Below are 19,931 nucleotides of genomic sequence, written 5' to 3'. Positions count from 1 at the left end.
CCTCCTCACTTTCCCCAGTGCACGAAACCGGCCCAGGCCTCGACCCCGGCCGCGCGGACGGCGTCGTAGCGCTTCCGCAGCGGCCCCGGCATCGACTCCGGCAGCTGCCGTCCGGGGTCGAGCATCCACAACTGGGCCTTGTGCAGCGCTTCCCACGGAGCCGGCGAATCAGTCCTCAGATAGTGGTGGAACATGAACATCAGCACCGAGGTTTCCTCGTCCGGCACCGCCCACAGCGTGGAGAGCACCGAGCGGACGCCGCCGGCCAGGAACGCCGTGCCCAGGCTGTAGGCCTCGTCGTAGCCGTGGATCGACCGGCCGGTCCGGCAGGCCGCCAGGACCGCCAGCCCGATGCCGCTGTCCGGGCCGCGCCCCATCAGCTCGATGATCTCCTGGGCCGTCACCCGGCTGTTGTCGGCCAGCATCAGATACGAGGTGGCCTCTTGCGCGACGGAGTCGATGACGCCATGGCAGGCCAGGTGCAGGACCGCGCCGGGGCGGGTGGCCGCGAGCCAGTCGCGGACCTCCTGCGCGGTCCCGGCGCCGGCCGGACTCGGCTTGCCGTCGGCGCGCCGGCCGACGTAGCGGCCGGCCCGGTAGAAGGTCTGGTGGACGGCGAACGCCTCCAGGCGCGCCGCGGGCAGCGGCGCGGCCTCCCCGGCGGTGTCCGGGTCGCCGACGACGAGCCCGACCGGCAGCGTGCGGACCGGCTCGGCGTCCGCCGACCGGCACAGCATGCGCGCCGAGGCGGCCTGGGAGAAGGCCGCGAACTCCAGCGCGTAGCGGCCGTCGCGGCTGCGTGCCGCCTGCCACGGGACCAGCGCGAGCTGGCCCATCGGCACCAGCACCAGCCGATGCGGCCGGCCGTTCTCCGGGGCCGGCAGGGTCGGCAGGAACTGCTCGATGATCGGCCCCATGGCCGCCCGCCATGCCCAGTCGCACAGCTTGTCCACGCTGTCCGAGTCCTCGGGCTCGCGGGCCTCCGGCTTGAGATCGCGGGTCGCCAGGGACGTCAGGTACCGCTCGGCGTCGGTGTTCGGCCCGACCTGCAGGTTCGCCAGACTCAGCGCGGTGAGCGCGCCTTGTGCCGGCACCACGACCGCCCAGCCGGGCTGGCTGCCCGCCGCCTGCAGGAGGTAGACCAGGGCGTCGGCGTCCAGATCGTGCAGCGCGTACCGGATCTCGGCGACGCTCGGCGGATCGAGCACGCGCGCGTCCTGGTCCAGCGCCCGCAGGACCTCGCCGCGCAGGCCGGCCGGCATCAGCTCCGGCGCGCCCTCGGCGGTGGCCGCGCTCCAGCGCTCGGCCAGATCGGGCCGCCCGGCCTCCTGCAGACGCCCCGTCACGTCCCGGAACTCGGTCGCGGCGAACAGCATCAGGCCGCGGCCCCCGTCCAGGGACTGGACGGCGTCGCTGACCTTGCCCTCCTGCAGGCACATCCGGGCCGCGTTGGCCGCGAACTCCGCGGCGTCGCTCGCGGCGCTCTTCGCCGCGCTGACGCCGTCCTGCAGCAGCACCTGCCACGCGGTGCCGCGCAGCGAGTCCAGGGCGCCCTGTCCGGCCGCGGTGTCTCCGAGGCGCCGCTGGATCCGGGTGAACATGTCGTTGATGTGCGACCACTGCGGATGCCGGGGGCCGCCGGCCAGGGCCCGGGCCTCGGTCAGGGTTTCGTGGGCGATGTCCAGGTCGCTCACGGAGTTGGTCAGCTCGTTGCGCCGGATCAGCGCCATGGCGTAGCCGCCGAGGTGGGCTATTCGCTCCCCGGTCGGGTTCGGCGACAGTTCCACGGCCATCCGGTAGTGCTCGACGCCGGCGCCGACCCGGTCGACGTCGGTCTCCTCCCACCCGCGCAGCGCCAAGCCGCCGGCCGTCGCGTGGCGCAGGGCGCGGATGGACGGCTCGGCGTCGGTCCGCGCGGCGAGTTCCTCGGCGGCCGCGAAGTTCGCCTCGGTCGACTGCGGGGTGGCTCCCCGCGCGTCGTCGAGCATCGCCTTGAGCGGGTCCATCGCGGCCATCGATTCCTGCAGGCCCTTGCGGATCGGGTGCTCCGGCGGAAGCTGCGCGACCATCGCTTGGAATCTCTGGATGGCGGGCACGGGATCGCCACCGGACTGCTGGATGCGCTGGACCTCTGCGGCGCCGGCGATCAGATCGGCCAACAGCGCCGCTTCGCTGTTGCCGGGAAGGAAGTCGCGGAACGCCTGCGCGTTCTCGACAAGCCGGTTCGGCATCGAGGCGTCGCCCTCTTCGAAGGAGACCGAGGCCGACAGCATCTGGCGCGCGACGTCGAGCAGCTTGGCCATCATCGGGTCGTCGGCACCGGCGGAGGCCGCCAGCTCCTCGAGTTCGGCCAGGGCCTGGGCCGGCGGCAGATGCGAGTCCCCTGACACCGCGGCCATCAGGATGTTCAGGCGCGCCATGATCCGCAGCCGCGGCCAGCCCGGGTCCCGGGGCGGGTCCTGGTCGGCGATGACCAGCAGTCGCTCGAGCTGCGCGGCCTGGGCCCCGCCGCGCGCCAGCATCGTGGCCGGGTCGAGTCCCTGACCGAGCTGCAGCGCCATCAGCTTGACCGCCAGCCGCGCTCGCATGCCGGTGTCCCCGGCGTCCCCGCCGAGCCGGTGCAGCGCCTCCACCGCCAGGTTCCAGTCACCCTCGCCGGCGATGGCCGCGTAGACCAGGTATCTGTCCGGATCGATCGACATAACGCACCTCCTGTGGGCCATCTGACGGATCGGGCGGTCCGGTGCGGCGTGCGGGTCCGGTGCGCGGGCGTCCCATTATCGTCGAACCCTGATCGACCGCACCGGAACACGCGGCGGTCCGGTCACCCCCGGGGTGACCGGACCGCCGCCGCGAGGCGCTCAGATGGAGGTCTCGCTCGGCCGCGGGTCCACGCAGGCGTCCAGGATCACGCTGGTGACGGTGCGTCCGTTGATCAGGATCTCGACCCGGCGCCGCTTCGCGTCCAGCACGGCCACCCGCGCGACGGTGCCGTTGTCGAGCGCGTCCTCGATCTGCTTGAAGACGTCGGCCGCGTCCGGTGTCTCCGGCAGGATCCACACGGCGCCGTCGACGGTGATCTGCTTGTCGGTGCTGCTGTCGGTCATCTCTCGGGTTTCCTTCCATTGGGATACTTGCGATTCCCCGTTCCGCCGACTACCTGACGGACCGGGGTTCGTCAGGACACGTCGTCGATGCTGTAGGCCAGGGAGAAGTCCTGGACCCGCCGCGCGCCCTCGGCGGGGTGGCGCCCGACGCCGAACGTCTCGCCGGCGAGCCGCGAGCCCCGGTAGAGCCCGATGACGTCGCTGACCGTCCCGCGCAGCAGCCGGTAGGCGACATTCACCACGATCGCGCCGACGCCCACCATGGCCGCCGCCGCGGCGGCGTAGGGCAGGCCGGTCATCGCCCCGCCCGCCTTCGCCAGCGCCTCCTGCATCTCGAAGGCGGCGGCCTCGTCGCTCAGCAGCTCGCCGAGGTCCACGGCGCCGTCGCTGTCCCGCGACACCCACAGCGCGATGTCGAGGTAGTCCACCACCGGGCCGTGGAAGACGAGCATCCGGTCCAGCGGCAGCGGCTCGCCGTCCCGGATCCGCGAGAACCGCTGGGTCCGCGCCCGGAACGCGGGCCGCGGCGAGTCCTTGCTCCCGGTCAGCACGATCGCGTCGACCCGGATGTCGGCCCCGCCGAACCGGGCCCGGTTGCGGTGGACCACCAGCTCGTCCAGCCGGACCGCCACCGCGGTCGGCACGGTGAGGCTGGTCGGCAGGTTCGGGCCGGCCGGGCTGACCGTGCCGACCTCCGTGCCGCGCGGCGTCACACCGGCGGTCCCCGGGACCGCCACCTCCTCGACCAGGAAGCCGGGGCCGGACGCCGGTTCGAGCTCGAAGTCGATCTTCCGGACGTCGTAACGGCCGCTCACGCTGCGGTCCTGGGGCAGGTCCCGGTCGCCGCCGGCGGCGACCTGGTCCACCACCGCCGTCAGCGGCGAGATCAGCTCGCCGGGCCGCCGCGTGGTGACGATTCCATGCTGTTTCAGGGCACTGAAATCCTGGGGCTGCTCCGTCACGAAGGCGAGTACCGTCTCGGTCCGGGAGTTCACCAGGGCCAGATCGCTCGGCCAGCCCAGGGCCTTTCCTTCGAGGGCGCGCGGCACGAGTTCGTAGCCGAACACGTACTCCTGCTGATCGTTGAGCGACAGGCGGTAGCCGGACGGCGCCATATTCGTCAGGACCGTGATGCTCCCGGTGATACCGATGTCCACCAGCGTGACGTACACGGGAGCGTCGTTCTGGGTGCGGACACTGATGTACACCTTCTGACCTGCCCGGACCACCGCGCCGGCCTCGGGCAACGGCCGGCGCTGCCCGTCCTCCACGAGGCCCCACTCGTACGTGACCTTCGCACCGAGGGCCCAGCTGGAGTCGGCGTCCAGGGTGCGCAGCGCCGTGGCCCGGGCCAGCCGTTCCAAATCGCTGACCGCCTCGGCGCGGTCGGCCGCGGTGCCGGTCCGCGGCTCGTGCAGCGCACCCAGCCTGTCGGCCACCGTCACGCCGCCGTACTCGTCGGTCCGCAGCTGGGCGGCGAAGGGCTCGTCGCCCTCGGCGACCCGGAGCAGGACGGAGTCCTGCACCGCGCTCCGCAGTTCCGTACTGTGCGTGGCGTCGGTGGGTATCGACACCACGAGTTTGGGCGCCGACGCCTTCACCCGCACCGCCCGCGAGCCCGTCGGCACCGGCGTGGCCCCGCTCGCCGAGGTCAGCGGCCCCTGGGCGAACAGCGGCCCGACCGCGTCCACCGTCAGCTCGCCGATCGTGTCCTCGGACGGCGACACGATCGTGAAGACGTCGCCCAGGCGCACGCCGAGCAGCGGCGCGCAATCGAGCTGGAGACGGCTGCCGCCGATGTCCTGCACCGGGAGCGAGTCGAGGTGGTCGCCCTCGGTCGTCTCGAACAGCAGTCGGCGGGACGGGCCCTCGGCTTCGGGACGCTGGTCGAAGACCAGTTTGGAGACCCGGAAACGGATGCCGTCGAGCAGACTCGCCCAAGTGACCTTCTCCCGGCCCACGGCGTGCAGCGCCATCGTGAGGGCTTCGGTCATGATGCCGATCCGCTTGCCGCCGACACCGGGGTACTCGTACGCCAGCTGTTCCGGCGCGCAGGCCACGATCCGCACGGCTTGGTGGTTCCCGGCCGAGCGCGCGAGGCCCGAGCGCAGCCCCTCGGCTTCCATCCGCGCGATGTGCGAGCTCAGCTCCTCGTAGCTGGTCACGTGGCCGGTGCGCTTCGGCTTGAACTCGATACGCGACATGCGGCTGGAATGACAGCAGTCGAAGATCGACACCACGTTGTCGGTCCGCTCGGTCAGCCGGCTCTGCAGAACCGACAGCTCCACCGACGTGATCCCGCGGAAATCGCCCGGCCCGGACTGGTCGAAGTCGTAGGGGACGATGAACTGCAGGTCCATGGGCTCCGGCTCGGAGTCGGGCGCCGTGGAAGCCGCGGCCGGCGGCGGCAGCGCCCGGCCGCCGTGCCCGCTGTAGTAGACCACTGACGGTTCCCCGGGCACGGCCAGGGAGATCAGGTGCTCGTAGGCCTTCAGGATCGCGGCCCGAGTCGCGTTCTTCCCGGTGAGGACGAACTCCGGGTCCACGGTCAGCCCGCGGTTCTCCAGCGCTTCCTTCATCGCCGCGATGTCGTTGTCGACACCGGTGAGTTGTTCGAGGGCGCCGCCGATCAGCAGTGCTCTTCCAGGCATGGCGTGTCCTTTGTCGCGTGCGGAAACAACGAGTCCAACGAATACATGACGGACCCCGGCGTCCGGGCCCGCCGGCGGGCGCCGCGTCACTAGGCGGTCGGCGCCCCGCCCCGGGGGTCCTCGAACAAGCCGGTGGTCAGTGCGATCACGGTCGCCTCGTTCCGACTCTGGACATCGAGCTTGTGGCAGATGCGGTACACGTGGGTCGCGACGGTGGTCTCCTCGATGCCGAACTCTCTGGCGATCTGCCGGTTGGTCGCGGCTTTCGTGACCAGGATCCGGAAGATCTCCCATTCCCGCTTCGTCAGGCGATAGGGCCGCACGGGCGGCATAACCGGAATCACCGCCACCTGCTGCGAATCCGGCTCCTGCGGCTGAGGCTGAGACTGGGGCCCCGAATCAGCGTTCAGCTTCTCCACCGCCCCCTTCAACGGCTCGGCTCCCAACCGGGTCGCCGTGTCCATCGCCTCCGCCACCGCGGCGGCCGCGGCCTCCTCGTCCCCGGCGGCCAGGGCCGCGGCGGCCTGCCGCCAGCGCGCGTACGCCATCGGGTACGGACGGCCGATCCGCGCCCAGGCAGTCGCGACGTCGTCCCACAGCGGGACCGTGTCGTCGCCGAGCGTCCGGTGGTACTCGGCCCGGCACAGCTGCAGCAGGATCTGCACTTCGTCGATCCCCGGCATGGTGGCGGCCTGCTGTTCGGCGTCGGCGATCAGCTCCGCGCCGAGCTCGGCGGCCTCGGAGGTCGGCGTGCCCGCCGCCACGGCGCGCGCGGCGCGGTCCGCCGCGGCCCGCAGGCCGACCGAGTACAGGCGCAGCCGGACGAGCACGTTCTCAGTGTCCGCGACCGCGGCCAGACCCTGGCGCACCGCGTCCAGCGCCTCCGACGGCTGGTCCTTCCAACACGCCAGTTCCGCCTGACACGTGTGCAACGCGGCGACGAAGCGCGGGTCGGTGATCCCCTGGTCGCCGACCTCGGATATCAGGCGTTCGGCCGCGGCGAACTCGCCGCGCGCCACATCGAACTCGGCGACGGTGAGCCGCAGATAGGCGCTCAGCTCCAGCCGCGGCCGGTCGGCCATCGCCCGCGCCAGGACCTCGCCGGCCTCGTCCCACCGGCCCAGCAGCATCAGCGACGCCCCGGCGTTGTTCGCCAGGACGATTGCCAACCGTAGTTCGGTCACCCCGATCGCCTGGGCGCGCTCCAGGCCGGTGCGCGCCGCTGCGACCGAGCCGTCCAGATCCCCGGCCAGCTCCAGCGCCACAGCGAGATTGCCGTACGCGCCGAGCAGCCCTTCCAGATGATCCTCCTGGTCGGCCAGTTCCACGGCCTGCCGCAGCCGGGGCGCACCTTCCCCGACACGTCCCGCCATCGACAACGCCAAGCCCACGGCGTTCAGCGCCCGGCCCATGGCGGCCGCGTCGCCCGCGGTCTCGGCCAGCGCGACCGCCCGCTCCGACCGGTCCAGCGCGGCCTGGTAGGAGCCCGCCCGGATCTCCGCCATCGCCAGCCCGACCAGCGCCCGGGCATGGGCCGCGCCCTCAGGGGCGGCCGCCGCCAACAGGCGCACGGCATCGGTGTAGGCCGACCGTCCCTCGGCGACCGCTCCGTTCTCCCAGTGATAGCTGCCGAGGCGTTCGTACAACTCGCCGAGCCGGCCCGGATCCTGCTGGCCGGCCACCGCCTCGATCGCCTTCCGCAGCCGGGCGACGGCCTGCGGGACGTGCCCGGCCCAGCGCGAGGCGGCCGCGGCGGCGTCGAGCAGGTCCACGTGGGAGCGGCCCGCGGCTGCCTCCGGATTCGGGACCCTGGCCCACAGCTCGTCCAGCACCCGTCCGTACTGGCTCTCCGCTTCGTGGAACGCCCGCACGCGCATCGTGGCCTCACCGGCGCGCACCGCCGTGGCCAGCGCCTCGGGGCGGTGATCGGTGTGGAACCAGTGATGCGCCAGCTCGACCTCGGCGCCCCAGCCGTGTGCCAGACCCAGCGCCACGTCCTCGGTCAGCGCCTCGGCCATCCTGGTGTGCAGCCGCCGGCGCTCGCCTATGCCCATCTGTTGGTAGACGGCTTCGCTGAGCAGGGCGTGTTGGATGGCGTAGGACTCCTGCTCGACCGGGTCGACGACGAGCATGCCCTGGTTGCGGCATTCGCGCAGGGCGGCGTCGAGGACGTCGGAGGGCAGGCCGCAGACGGCCTCCAGCAGCCGGTCGTCCAGGCGCCGGGCGGCGGCTGCCGCGACGCGCATCACCTGCCGGGCCGGTTCGCTGAGTGCGGCGATGCGCGTGATCATCAGCTCGTTGATGGACTCGGGGACGCGGCTGGCGTTCGGATCGGTCAGCGCCCCGGAGAGCAGCAGTTGCTCGGCGAAGTAGGCGTTGCCGCCGGAGAGTTGGTGGCACCGCCGTACCAGGTCCCGGTCCGGCGCCGTGGCCGCGTCGGGGAAGAGCGCGCCGATGAAGTCCCTGAGATCGCGCTCGGTGAAGGAGGGCAGCGTCACCGGATGGACGTGCCGCTTGAACTCGGGCTCGGCCAGCAGCACCCGCAGTGCGTGCCCGGGGACGAGGACCGAGCGGTGGCTGCACACCAGTAGCGCGCGCTCGCTCGACAGCCGCCGGGCCAGGAAGGAGACCAGGTCCAGCGTTGACTGGTCGGCCCAGTGCATGTCCTCGAAGACCAGCACCACCGGCGCGCTCTTCCCGAGGTGTTCCAGCATCCTGAGGACCGCGCCGAAGACCCGGAGCTGCGCGGAGCCGGACGGCGCCACGTCCGGGGCGGCGGCGACCGCCGTCCCGGTGAAGTCGGAGACCAGGTGCTCCAGGTCGTTCCAGGTGGAATCGGTGACCGCGGCCCGGATCTCGTCCTCGCCGCGCTCGCGCACCAGCATCCGCAGCGACTCGACCAGCGGCGCGTACGGGATCAGGCCGCCACCGAGCTCGATGCACGCTCCGCGCAGCACGTGCGCCTGGTGGTCCTTCTCCGCCTCCGCGACGAACTGCGCCAGCAGCCGGCTCTTCCCGACCCCGGCCTCGCCGCCCAGCACGACCGTGCCGGCCCGCCCGGCGGCCGCCTGATCGAGCAGGCCCCGCAGCTGCTGGAGTTCATGGTCGCGTCCGACGAATCGTTCGGCCGTCATGGCGTCATTGTGGCGCGACCACGGTGGACACCGGTACCCAATGACGGATTCTGGTTCCGTGAGCTGGAGATACCGAACATTCGGCATCATGCCGTGCCGCCGACGATAGGCTGGCCGGTTGAGCAGGGAGATTTTCCTTGCCGCCGCAGGACTCTGCGACGTTGGCGGGGCATCCCTGAGCGGTCTGCGGCGTGTTTCAAAGCCCTGACTGCCTTGTGCGGGCTCCGCGTCGCGGCGGCGGTACGGAGCGCGGCGTCTTCCCGGTCGGCCGCGACGGCCGTGGCCGTTGCGGCGGTGGCGTTCTCGCTGGAATTCACGGGTCTCCTTCCAGACAGGTTCTGACCGACGGTCGTCGCGGAGTGCCGCCGGTCCGGTGGGGCACCTGGCCTGGAAGCGTTCCTCCAGGCCAGATGTGGTGGCCTCACGTGTCTTCTTCGTCCTGCGCCAGCGCATCGAGCAGGATGTCCAGCAGCACCTCGGTCACGCGGGCCAGGGCCTCGGGGTCCTCGATCATCCGGGCCACGCGCTCGTCGAGGTCGGGGGCGCTGCCGGGGGTGCGGTCGAGGTGTTCGGAGCCGGTGCCGCCGTGGAAGACCTCGGTGAGGCTGTCCGCGAGGGCGGTGCGCGGGTCGTCGCCGGTCCGCAGGCGGGCCTCGACCCGGTCGATCACGCGGGCGGCCAGCTCGTGCAGCTCGGCCTCGGCCGACTGGTCCGGGCCGGCGCAGCAGACGTAGTCGGGCTCGCGCTCGGTGTCGCCGTCGGCACGCGGCGCGCACATGAGAGGCGCCTGCTTGTGCCCCAGCGGGCGCTCGACGTAGCGCTCGTACCAGGCCGGATTCTGCTTCATGGCGGCCAGCACGCGCTCGACATCGGTGGCGACCTGCCGCTCGGTGACACCGGGATCGCCGGTGAACGCCGCGCGCTTGTCGGCCCAGGCGCCGAGCGGCCAGAGCCCCCCGGGCGCCACGGTCGGCACCCCGACCCAGGTCAGGAGGTCCAGGGCCAAGGCGAGCAGCCACTGATCCTGGCCGAGGGCGTCGCCCAGCCACAGCGGCAGCCGCGGCCGCTGCTGGGCACCGCGCTCGCCACGACGCTTGCGATTGGCATCTACAGTGACGGCGTTCAGCCGCGAGGCTATCCAGCCGCCGAGATTCGCGATCTGCTTGGTGGAGTGCTTGTCAAGGTCGTTCAGCGCGGCCTCGACATCGTCCTGAAAACGATCATGACACTCGGGCAGCAGAAAGTCCGCACTGGCGGCACACCGGTGGTGTCCCCGCCCGCGCTCCAAGCGGCGCGTCAGGCGCTCGAAGACGACCTCCATGACGAACCGGTACAGCGCCGGCTTGGCGGTGTCGGGATTCTGCGCCAGGTAATCCCCCAACCGCCCTTCCCGAGCCGCCTTCTTGATTTCCTCTTCGTCATTCTCGTGTTCCGGGTTCTTGTCGGCCATGCCGCGTCCCTTTCTCCTTCTACCGCTTCCGCAGGCCGTTTCACGGATGCCGAAATCGCGCGCCGTACGTGCAGCGGAGCGCGTAAGATCAGCAGGGATGGTCCGGAAGCCGGACTCGGAAATCGTGTTTTCCGAGGCGATTTCACGGTAAGGAGCCGCGCCGTATCCCGGCTAGCGGTAAGAAGAAAGACACTAATAACTAAGTACGTGCCAGGGCCCCGAAGCGGCCGACGGAGAGCCCTGCGACGCCGATCGCTGAGATTCCATTACCCCCACGCGACCTCGGCGCCGGCCCGCGTAGACGCTTCCATTACCCCGCACGGCGAGGCATCCGCGAGCATTCTCAGCACCCTGTGACCCTGACGGACACGCCGCGACGCCACCCCGACCCGCCACGGCCGGGGCGACGCCGCCGGAGAACCCCTACTCGCCCTCCGCCCCAAGCCCATTCCTGACGGCCCACAACGCCGCCTCGGTCCGGTTCTGCACCCCGAGCTTGCGCATGATGCGATGCACATGCGTGGCCACAGTGCCCTCGGCGAGCTGGAAGCGACTCCCGATCTCGCGATTGGAGCAGCCGGTGGCGAGCAGCCGGAGCACATCGGCCTCGCGCGGGGTCAGGGACGCGATGCCGAGTTCGGGCGCCACCGCACTGCCTGCCGCTGCATCACGCGCCGCGCTACCGCCCGCCGTGTCGCTGCTGGCCACATGTTCGTCCACTGCGATGCCGATTGTCTTGCTCTCGGCTGCGATATCGCCGGTCAGGCCGCCCGCCGTGCCCCCGCCCCCCAACCGCGCGACCAACCGCGCCGCCTCAGCCCGCAAAGGCTCCGCCCCGAGCCGAGCCGCGGCCTCAGCGGCCTGAGTCGCCGTCGCCACCGCTCCCGCCGCGCCATCGCGCACTGCCGCAGTTGCCTCCCGCCATCGCGCGTACGCCGCCGGATACGGCCGCTCCACCCCGTCCCAACCCGCGGCGACCGCGGCCCAGTCCTCCGGCGAGTCCGCCGCCGACGCCCTCCGATGCTCGGCCTCGCACTGTCGCCGCAGCAGCTGCACCACCGCGGTCTCCGGCAGCGTCGCCGCCTCCTCCGTGGCGATGTCGACCAGGTCCCCGCCCGCCGCCGGAATCCCGCTCGAGTGCCGCAGGCGGTGGTCGGCCGCTGCCCGGAGCCCCACCGCGCACAGGCGGAGGCGCATCAGTGCGTTGTCGGTGCCCTCCAGACCCCGGCACGCCGCCCCGTAGGCCCGGACCGGTTGCCCGCGCCAGCACCAGAGCTCCGCCTCGCAGGCGTGCAGTGCCGCGGTGAGCCACGGGTCGCCGCTGTGCTGTCCGCGCAGTTCGTCGATCAGGGTCTCCGCGTCGGCGAACCGGCCGCGTTCCACCTCGATGCCGGCCAGGGTCAGCCGTAGGCGGGCGGTGTTCTCGGCGTGCGGGCGGTCCGCCAGCGCCTCGTTCAGCAGGTCCGTGGCCTCGTTCCAGTGCCCCAGCAGCATCAGCGACGAGCCGGCGTTGCCGGCCAGTGCGCCGCCGAGGCGCGTGCCCGCCAGCCCCAGCGCCTGGGCGCGTCGGAGGCCGGCGCGGGCCTGGTCGGCCGAGCCGGCCGTGTCGCCGGTGAAGGCCAGCGTTCGCGCGAGGTTGCTGTACGTGCGCAGCACGTCCTCTAGGCGGTCGGCGCGGTCCGCGACGTCCAGCGCCTGCCGCAGCACCGGCTCGCTCTCCGCCGTCCGGCCGCTGACGGCCAGCGCCACGCCGGCCGCGTTGAGCGCCTTGTTCTCCGCGGCGGCGTCGCCGCAGTCGTGCGCCAGCGCCACCGCCTCCTGCGCACGGTCCAGCGCCGTGTCGTACGCCCCCGCCCGCACCTCGGCCATCGCCAGCCCGGACAACGCCCGGGCGTACACCGCCTCGTCCGGCGCGGCCTGCGCCAACAGCCGCACGGCCTCGGCGTACGCGTGGCCGTCCTCGGGCACCACCCGCGCCTCCCGCTGGTAGCTGCCCAGCCGCTCGTACAACTCGCCCAAGCGCCGCGGGTTCGCATGCGGTCCCGCGGCGTCGACCGCCTCCTGCACATGCGCGACGGCCTGCCCGGCGTGCCCGGCCCACCGGGCCGCGTCCGCCAATGCGAGCAGGATCTGCTCGCGGGAACAGTGCGCCGACTCCTCCGGCTCGGCCACCTGCTCCCACAAAGTCAGTGCCCGTCGATAGTGGCCCACCGCCTCGGGGAAGCCGCGCACCCGCATCGTCGTCTCCCCGGCCCGCACGGCCGCGACCAGCGCCTCCGGACGACGCCGCGCCCGATGCCAGTGGTGCGCCACCTCCACCGCGACGCCCCAGTCCCTGGCGAAAGCACCCCCGGCGCCCGCAGCCAGCGCCTGAGCGACCTCACCATGCAGACACCGGCGCTCTCGCGGAGCCATCGCCTTGTAGACCGCCGAGCCGAGCAGCGCGTGCGGCACGACGTACCGGCCCTCGACCGCGTCCAGAACCAGCATGCCCTGGTCCTGGCACTCGTTCAGTGCCTCGTCGAGGACATCGGGCTCCAGCCCGCTCACCGCCTCCAGCAACCGATCGTCGACCCGACGTGCCGCCGACGCGATCCGCAGGACGCGCCGAGCCGCCGCACTGAGCGCGGAAACCCGAGCCAGCACCAACTCCTCGACGGACCGCGGCACGGGCTCCTCGACCGAGTCGGCCGGCCCGCTCAACACCCCGGACACCGCCAACTGCTCAGCGAAGAACGCGTTGCCGTCGCAGACCTCGTAGTACCGCCGCGTCGCGTCCCGATCCAGCGGCGCGAACTCGTCGAGGAACAAGGTCAGCTCCGCCTCGGTGAAGCGCGGCAACTCCATACTCGTCACCCGCGGCCCGAATCCCGGCTCGGCCAGCATCTTCCGCAGCCGGTGCCCCGCCGGCAGCGCGGACCGGTGGCTGCACGCCAACAGCGTCCGTTCGTCGGCCATCGTGTGCGTCAGATACGAGACCAGATCCAGCGTCGACTGGTCGGCCCAGTGCAGGTCCTCGAAGACCAGCACCACCGGCGCGGTCGTGCCGAGCCGTTCCAGCATCCGCCGCACGGCGTTGAAGATCCGCAACCGTCCCGGCACTCCCACGTCCGGCCCGGCGGCACCAGCCGAGCCACCGCCACCGCTCCCGAAACCGCCCCCTGCGACATCCGAGACCAGATCGGCCAGATCGTTCCACGCCGGCCCGGCCACCTGCCGCACCATCTCAGGACCCTTCTCCCAGAGCAGCGCACGCAGCGACTCGACCAGCGGCGCGTACGGCAGGACCCCGTCGCCGAGCTTGACGCACGAACCCGACAACACATGCGCGTTGAGGTCGTGGCGAGCCTGCTCGGTGAACTCGGCGATCAACCGCGTCTTCCCGACACCCGCCTCGCCGGCGATCATCGCCGTGCCGGCCCGCCCCGATCCGGCCTGGCGCACCAGATCGACGAGCTGCCCGAGTTCGGCGGTCCGACTGACGAACGGCGTGCTGACGTACGACGTGCTGACGAACGACGTCGCCGCCCCACCGACCCTGCCGTGCGCGGCCCGTTGCATCCGGCCGCGCCAGGTCTCCAACGCCGCAGCCATCCGCTCGGGCTCGACCCCGGCCGCGGCGGCCCGGTTCCACAGCACGTTCAACTCCTGCGCGAGCGCATCCGTCATTCGGGCGCGCACCGAGTCCCGGAATCCCTCGAAGCGCGTCAGTCGTTCGGACATGGCAGCACCTCGCTTTCTTTCTTGCCGGAAGCCCGCCAGGTGACCCCGTCCACGACCAGCCCGGCCTGCCGCAGCGTCCGGTCGATACGGCTCAGGGTGCCGGGCCGAGGCACCCCGATGACCCAGACCCCTGATTCGTCCACGCGCAGTTGCAGCGGGGGAGCGGGCACATGCTTGTCCACGGAAACCGCGTAGCGCCGGAGCCCCAGCTCGGTGAGCGGCCTCAGCCGCTGGTTCGCGGAGCCGCGCCACACCAGATCCGTCGGCTGCCCGGCCTCATAACGGCCGCTGATCAGCGCGTCCGCGTACCGCGTCGCGGCCAGCTGCTCCTCGTCGAGCTCGGCGAGCTCGTACCCGGTGTACAGCAGGATGTCGGCCTCGCCGTAGCCGGCTGCCGCAGCGACCGCGCCGTCGGCACGGACCGCAGCGCGGACCTCGGCCGCGCGCCGCAGGAACTCCGCGAGCGGCCCGGCCTGCTCCAGCGGTTCGCCGCCGCTGACGGTCAGCCCGGTGGCCCCGTCGGCCAGCGCGGTCCGCCAGCGGTCGATCAGATCCTCGACCGCGACGTCGACGCCGCCGGCGGCGTCCCAGGTGTCCCGGGACATGCAGCCGTGGCAGGCCAGCGGGCATCCCTGCACCCATACCCCGAGGCGGATTCCGGGGCCGAGGGCGGTGACGGGATAGTGGCTCCGGCTGATCCGGAGTGTCGGGGCGCTCATGCCGGAGTCCTCCGGCCGTGCCGGGCCCGGTCCCGGGCCTGAGCGTCGTCAGACGCCGGCCCGGGACCGTTCCCCCCGGTGACGCCGCCGATCGTCCCCTCCCCGTTCGGCGACGGGTCATCGTGGTTGTGCTGACGGACGGCCTCGACGGAGCGCATCATGATGTCCCCTGCGGCACGTAGCCCTCGTCGGTGACCACGGCCGCGCCGAGCCGGCTGCCCAGCGTCCGGATGTCGGCGTTGAAGCCGACGCAGCGCTCCCGCTCCCGGGCCGCGGCTTCGTCGCCCTCCACGCCGTGCGCGCGCACGACCCGGCCGTGTACGGTGCCGTGGCTGTCGATCCAGATCTCCGCCGAGTGCTCGGAGCCCCAGTCCGGCCGGGCCAGCCGCAGCTCGCCCGAGTGCCGCACGTCGAACTCCGGTTCCAGCGAGTAGCCCAGATCGGTCAGGCACGAGCGCATCAGACCCTTGACGAAGCGGCAGCGCGCCTGCGCGGCGGCCCACTCGGCGGCCTCGGCGCCCTCGGCCCGCAGATCCGCGCTCAGGTCGCGGTCGCCGGCCACCACGGCCCGCAGCTTCGCGGCCGTGCCGGAGAACGGCGTCGGGGGATCGCCCAGTGCCGACTGCTCCTCCAGCACCACCAGCCACTGCCCGGTCAGCCGGCGCCGGGCGGCCGCCGCGTTCACCGCGCTCACCTTGGCCCGCAGACCCTCCAGGTACGACCGCGCCTCGCGGGCGTCGTCCTGCGCGACACATGCCGCGGCGGCCAGCACTTCCAGGTGCTCGCGCTCGTCGGCGTCCGGGTCCAGGGTCGCCAGGACCGCCTTGACGTCGGCCGGCGTCGGCTTCATCGGCGTCTCGCTGCCGGCCGCGGCCGACTCGCCTTGCTCGCCCCGTTTCTGCAGTATCTGCTGGTATTCCTTCAGAGCCTTGGCGGCATCCGGCCGGGCCATGACGTACTGCGGCAGATACGCGCCCAGGTGCCTGGCCTCGTCGTCGGCCACCGCGACCCGCACCGCCGCCTGCGCCCGGGCCACCAGCTGCGCCGTCAGCTCGGCACGCCGCGACGCCTCGGCCGCGGTGCAGCCGGAGATGCTCACCGGCGCCGGGACGTCGACCGCGACGCCGGCCTTGGCGGCCCGCGCCGTCAGGGCACTGATACGGCTGTTCAGCTCGACCGCGTTCGCCGCCACCACACCCCAGATCCGCGCCATGATCTCGGCATCGGACGGCGCGGCCGCCAGGTCCTCCGGCCGGGCGCCATAGTCGCCGACCGCACGGAACGCGGCCTCGGCGGCCATGTTCGCCGCACGTGCCACCAGCACCGCGGCTGCACCCGCGGCCAGCATCGTGGCTGCTGCCGCCGCGGCGGCCACGGCCGGCGGCGCGATGAGGATTCCTCCAGAACTCATACAATCCCTCCCGTTCGGATATGACGGACAGAGCCGGTCCAGACCCGTGACGCTGTGCGGTGGATTACTGACGGACGAGGAGGGGCGGCACGAAAGAAAGCACCTCGCCGACCAGGTGGTCGACGAGGTGAGGGGCGCCTGTGAAGCCGTCAGGCTGTCAAAGCCTTATGAAAGCCCTGCGTTGCCCTGGTGGATGAACGGAGCCCACTTCGAGACGTCGTCCAACGGCGTCTGCATCTCCTGGAGCAGATGCTCGCTCACCGCCGGAATCGGCTCCCGGTCGGCGTCCAGCATCCAGCGCTGGGCTGCCCGCAGGGCTTCGGCCGGAGTACGGCCGCCGCCGGCGAGATAGTGGTGGAAGACGACCATGCAGACCGCGGTCGCCCAGTCGTCGACGGCCCACCGGGAGCCGATCACGTCGGTCGCGCCGCGCGCCACGAACGCCGTGGTGAGGGTCAGCGCCTCGTCGTGGTCGCGGCTGCTCAGGTCGGTCTCGCAGCAGTCGAGGATGACCAGCGAGGAGAACCGGTCTCGCGAGCCGGGCCGCGAGGCGTCCACGATCTCGGCCACCGTGAGGTATTCGGGGCCGCCGTCGTCTTCGGACTCTTCCTCCGCCCCATCCGGCCGCGCCAGCAGAAGCCGCGAGGCCGTCGGCCGCGAACTCGCCGTGCCGTGCGCGATGATCTGCACCATCGACGCCGGCTCCCGGCCGCCGTCCCCGGTGAGCGCCGCCTGCACCTGCTCGGGTGTCCCCGCCGCCTCGACCTCCTGGCCCTTCACCGACCCCATGAGCCGCGCCGCGGGTAGGTAGGTCCGACGCAGCGTGACGGCCTCCTCCTCGGCGTAACGCAGGGTCCTGCTGGGGTCCACGACCAGGACCGGATCCGTGGCATACGGCGTCCTGCGCCTGGAAAGACTGCGCACCAGCTCATCCGCCGACGCCGCATACGACACGACGAGCACATCGCACGCCCGCGGCGGCCGGGACAGCCCCGCCGTCGACGGCCTGGGGGCGACCAGCGCCGCGTGCCAGGGCACCAGACCGAGCCGGCCGCAGGGGATGAGCACGACACGGCCGGGGGCTTCCGGCGTGGGCACGAAAGGCAACGCCGCGATGACCCGGTTCATCACCGCGGTCCCGGCCCAGGCGCAGAGCTCGTCCAACGAGAGCTCCCAGCGCGTTTCGGGCTCGAGATCCCGCGTCGGTTCCTGACGTTCCTGACGTTCCTGACGTTCCTGGCTCCGCAACCGCTGATACCGCCGGGCCGACTGGTCGAGGTAGTCGTCCACCTTCCCCAGGCTGGTGAGCGGCAACTCCCGAGTGGCGCCGTCCCGGAGGACCATCAGGACCTTGCCGGCCGTGTCGTCGGTACCGGGCAGCAGGTAGACCAGGGCATCCAGACCGGCCCGATCCAGGTGTCCGACGATCTGCGCCAGCGTCGGCACGACCAGCAGATCGCGCTGCGGCTGGGAGTCCGAGCCCGGTCCCGATGCGGCATCCGAAGCAGCCGTACGCGGCGCGCGTAAGGCTTCCAGCGCGCGACGCCTCAGATCGCTGGGCAAGTTGAACTGCGCGGCGTCCGCACCGGGCACCGCTGCGTCCGACACCGCCTCGCCGTTCCCGCCGACTTCGCCGACCCGGCCGGCATCCTTCCCAGAACCCGCACTTGAGCGCTCCCACTGCTCAGCGAGCTCCACCTCATGGACCGCACGCAGCCGGTCCGGCACGGTCCCGGCGGTCGCCGTGGCGCGCAGGACGAGGCCTCGTCCCAGCTCCAGCACCCTGATCGCGTCCTCGACGCGGTACTCCTCCAGCGCCCAGCCGGCGGCTCGCAACCCACGAAGAGCGCCGGTCCGCGCCGTCTGCAACCCGTGCTCGGCCCCGAGTTGCAACAGCACGTCCCCGGCCACCAGCTCCAGCGACTCCCGCGTCAGCGCCACCGCCCGGCGGTTGTCGCGCCGCGCGGCGTCGCGCCGACTCCGCAGCGCCTCCGCCAGGCTCCACAGGACGCGGCTCGCGGTCTGCGTGCCGGTGCGCTCGGTGAGCAGGTCCTTGGCCTGTTCGAGGGCATCGATCGCCTCACCGAGGAACTTTGCCCTGGCGGGACCGTCGCTGAGCAGGAGGTACTGCGCCATCAGCCCGGAGGCCAGAAGCATCCGGGTCTGGACAGCCCCGTCGTAGGGGCCCAGGTCTGTCATCAGCAGGTCGCGCGCGCTCTCGACAGCCTTCCCGACCTCCACCGGCTGATTCTCGAGCGCCCCGACGATCATGTGCGCCGAGGACGCGAGGCTTTCCATGAGCGGTCGTACCGCCTCCGGCATCGGCTTCTCGCGCGCGACCTGGAGATGCGCGTACGCCTCGCGAGCCATGTCCCCGTCGTGACGGCGCACCGCCAACGCAAGCTTCGCCAGCGCCTGTTGCATCGGTTGGAGAAACTGCCACTCGGCGAAGGCATCCGGAGTCGGACCGGCTTGGGCGAACTCTGCGATGAGACCGGCCAGGGCTGATTCGTCCTCGGCCTCGATGGCTTGGGAGATTCGCAGACTTTGCCCGAGGTTTCCGCTCACCAGACCGATCTCGTCGAGCTCCGGATCCGGCGTTTGAAGCCCGTCGCCCTGAAACAGCCCCAAGGCCTTCGCCTCGTCCTGCCTGTTGCCGTGGGAGGACGCCGACCATGACAGCAGGCTGGGATAGACCGAGGTGAGGAGCCAGGCCATCTCACCGGCGTCCGGACTGTTCATCACCTCCCGCAGGTTCCGCAGGGCCCGATCCACTTCCTGGGGATCATTCGTGCGGACGGCCATGGCGAGCCGGCCGAACGCGGCGATCCCCAGACTCCGGCTCGTGCCCTCGGCCTCATAGCTGCTGATCAGTGTCTGGAACTCGGCCCGATCGAGTGCCCCGGGCACGCACATCTCGATCAATATGGTCAGGTCGTCCCAGGGCAAGGCCTGGTCGGCAGCCAGCGCCGTCTCCGCGGCCGCCGGCAGACTCGGTACCTCAGGATCTTGGCGCCGCTCAAGGTTCTCAGCCTGCTTCATCAGCTCGCCCAGGAGCGCCCCGATCTGGCCGGTCGGCTGGACGGGCAGATCTTCGACGTGTCCGCGCATCTCGGCCGTCGTGACGTTCGAGGGATCCCGCATCAGCCGCAACCAGATGTTCAGCGTCACGCTGAAGGCCTTCAACTTGGCGGCACGCGGATCGTCCGGGTGAGCGGCGACGATCTCCTCGATGAGCTCGCGCAACTCGTGGAGGTCGGCGATGATCGGCCCGCTCTCCTGCATCTCCCGGATCAGAGCCAGCATCGAGCCCAGCTTGCCGGTCACGTCCGGCCCGAAATCAGCCACCTTCGCCGGCACGAGCATCACCACGAACAGCAGCATCGCCTCCAGATTGGCCACGGCGGTCAGGTGGCCGCCGGCGCGCGCGGCTCGGAAACAGCGCAGGGCCTGGGCCCGATGCGCGTCCGTCCATCCGAAGCGGTTGCCCCGGAACGCGTACAGCGTGCCCAACGCCACTCGCAGCGTGCCCAGCGACGCGTCGTCGTCGGCGAGGCAGGTGCCCGCGCGCGCTTCGAGCTCGGAGGCCTCCTCGATCATCCGGTCGAGGTCGGGGGCGGACGGCGGTGCCGCCGAAGGCCCCACGGCGACCAACGCCACCGCTCGGGGCAGCAGCTTTTGTACTTCCTCACGCAGGTTTGAGGGGTCCTGGTGGTCCATGTCCTCAGTCTGACGG

General features: G+C 71.9%; 9 protein-coding genes. All 9 read right to left on the bottom strand.

Annotated features, from left to right (window positions below; genetic code table 11):
* Window positions 1-5 precede the first annotated feature (5 nt).
* The 9 genes from ABH920_RS08400 to ABH920_RS08360 all read right to left on the bottom strand — a co-directional run bounded on the left by ABH920_RS08400 (window position 6) and on the right by ABH920_RS08360 (window position 19,915).
* Window positions 6-2,702, bottom strand: a complete 2,697-nt coding sequence (locus ABH920_RS08400) for a CHAT domain-containing protein (protein ID WP_370348303.1) — start codon at window positions 2,700-2,702, stop codon at window positions 6-8.
* Window positions 2,703-2,861: 159 nt separating this feature from the next.
* Complete coding sequence (locus ABH920_RS08395) at window positions 2,862-3,107, bottom strand: hypothetical protein (protein ID WP_370348302.1); 246 nt, start codon at window positions 3,105-3,107, stop codon at window positions 2,862-2,864.
* Between the two features lie 71 nt (window positions 3,108-3,178).
* Window positions 3,179-5,758 carry a caspase family protein gene (locus tag ABH920_RS08390; protein ID WP_370348301.1) on the bottom strand — a complete coding sequence of 860 codons (2,580 nt, stop codon included), beginning with the start codon at window positions 5,756-5,758 and terminating at the stop codon, window positions 3,179-3,181.
* An 89-nt stretch (window positions 5,759-5,847) separates the two neighbouring features.
* The gene (locus ABH920_RS08385) at window positions 5,848-8,892 is read right to left on the bottom strand and encodes a helix-turn-helix transcriptional regulator (RefSeq protein ID WP_370348300.1); all 3,045 of its coding nucleotides are present in this window, start codon (window positions 8,890-8,892) and stop codon (window positions 5,848-5,850) included.
* A 421-nt stretch (window positions 8,893-9,313) separates the two neighbouring features.
* Window positions 9,314-10,342 carry a hypothetical protein gene (locus ABH920_RS08380; RefSeq protein ID WP_370348299.1) on the bottom strand — a complete coding sequence of 343 codons (1,029 nt, stop codon included), beginning with the start codon at window positions 10,340-10,342 and terminating at the stop codon, window positions 9,314-9,316.
* A 423-nt stretch (window positions 10,343-10,765) separates the two neighbouring features.
* Complete coding sequence (locus tag ABH920_RS08375; RefSeq protein ID WP_370348298.1) at window positions 10,766-14,065, bottom strand: AAA family ATPase; 3,300 nt, start codon at window positions 14,063-14,065, stop codon at window positions 10,766-10,768.
* Entirely contained in the window at window positions 14,050-14,784 is a 735-nt protein-coding gene (locus ABH920_RS08370) for a 4Fe-4S single cluster domain-containing protein (protein WP_370348297.1), read from the bottom strand. Before ABH920_RS08370 ends, ABH920_RS08375 begins: the two co-directional genes overlap by 16 nt.
* A 157-nt stretch (window positions 14,785-14,941) precedes the next feature.
* A complete protein-coding gene (locus ABH920_RS08365; protein ID WP_370348296.1) occupies window positions 14,942-16,195 on the bottom strand; it encodes a hypothetical protein in 1,254 nt (417 codons plus the stop codon).
* A gap of 165 nt (window positions 16,196-16,360) precedes the next feature.
* Entirely contained in the window at window positions 16,361-19,915 is a 3,555-nt protein-coding gene (locus tag ABH920_RS08360; protein WP_370348295.1) for a CHAT domain-containing protein, read from the bottom strand.
* Window positions 19,916-19,931: the final 16 nt, after the last annotated feature.

Source organism: Catenulispora sp. EB89, assembly GCF_041261445.1.
Classification (GTDB): Bacteria; Actinomycetota; Actinomycetes; order Streptomycetales; family Catenulisporaceae; genus Catenulispora.
Note: the sequence above shows the minus strand (reverse complement) of the source record. Positions and strands in the feature narration are given on the sequence as shown.

Bases quoted from the DNA above. Each gene is read 5' to 3' on its own strand.
- ABH920_RS08375 (WP_370348298.1), bottom strand. From the start codon at position 14,065: ATGTCCGAACGACTGACGCGCTTCGAGGGATTCCGGGACTCGGTGCGC.
- ABH920_RS08395 (WP_370348302.1), bottom strand. From the start codon at position 3,107: ATGACCGACAGCAGCACCGACAAGCAGATCACCGTCGACGGCGCCGTG.
- ABH920_RS08400 (WP_370348303.1), bottom strand. From the start codon at position 2,702: ATGTCGATCGATCCGGACAGATACCTGGTCTACGCGGCCATCGCCGGC.
- ABH920_RS08390 (WP_370348301.1), bottom strand. From the start codon at position 5,758: ATGCCTGGAAGAGCACTGCTGATCGGCGGCGCCCTCGAACAACTCACC.
- ABH920_RS08360 (WP_370348295.1), bottom strand. From the start codon at position 19,915: ATGGACCACCAGGACCCCTCAAACCTGCGTGAGGAAGTACAAAAGCTG.
- ABH920_RS08385 (WP_370348300.1), bottom strand. From the start codon at position 8,892: ATGACGGCCGAACGATTCGTCGGACGCGACCATGAACTCCAGCAGCTG.
- ABH920_RS08380 (WP_370348299.1), bottom strand. From the start codon at position 10,342: ATGGCCGACAAGAACCCGGAACACGAGAATGACGAAGAGGAAATCAAG.
- ABH920_RS08370 (WP_370348297.1), bottom strand. From the start codon at position 14,784: ATGAGCGCCCCGACACTCCGGATCAGCCGGAGCCACTATCCCGTCACC.
- ABH920_RS08365 (WP_370348296.1), bottom strand. From the start codon at position 16,195: ATGAGTTCTGGAGGAATCCTCATCGCGCCGCCGGCCGTGGCCGCCGCG.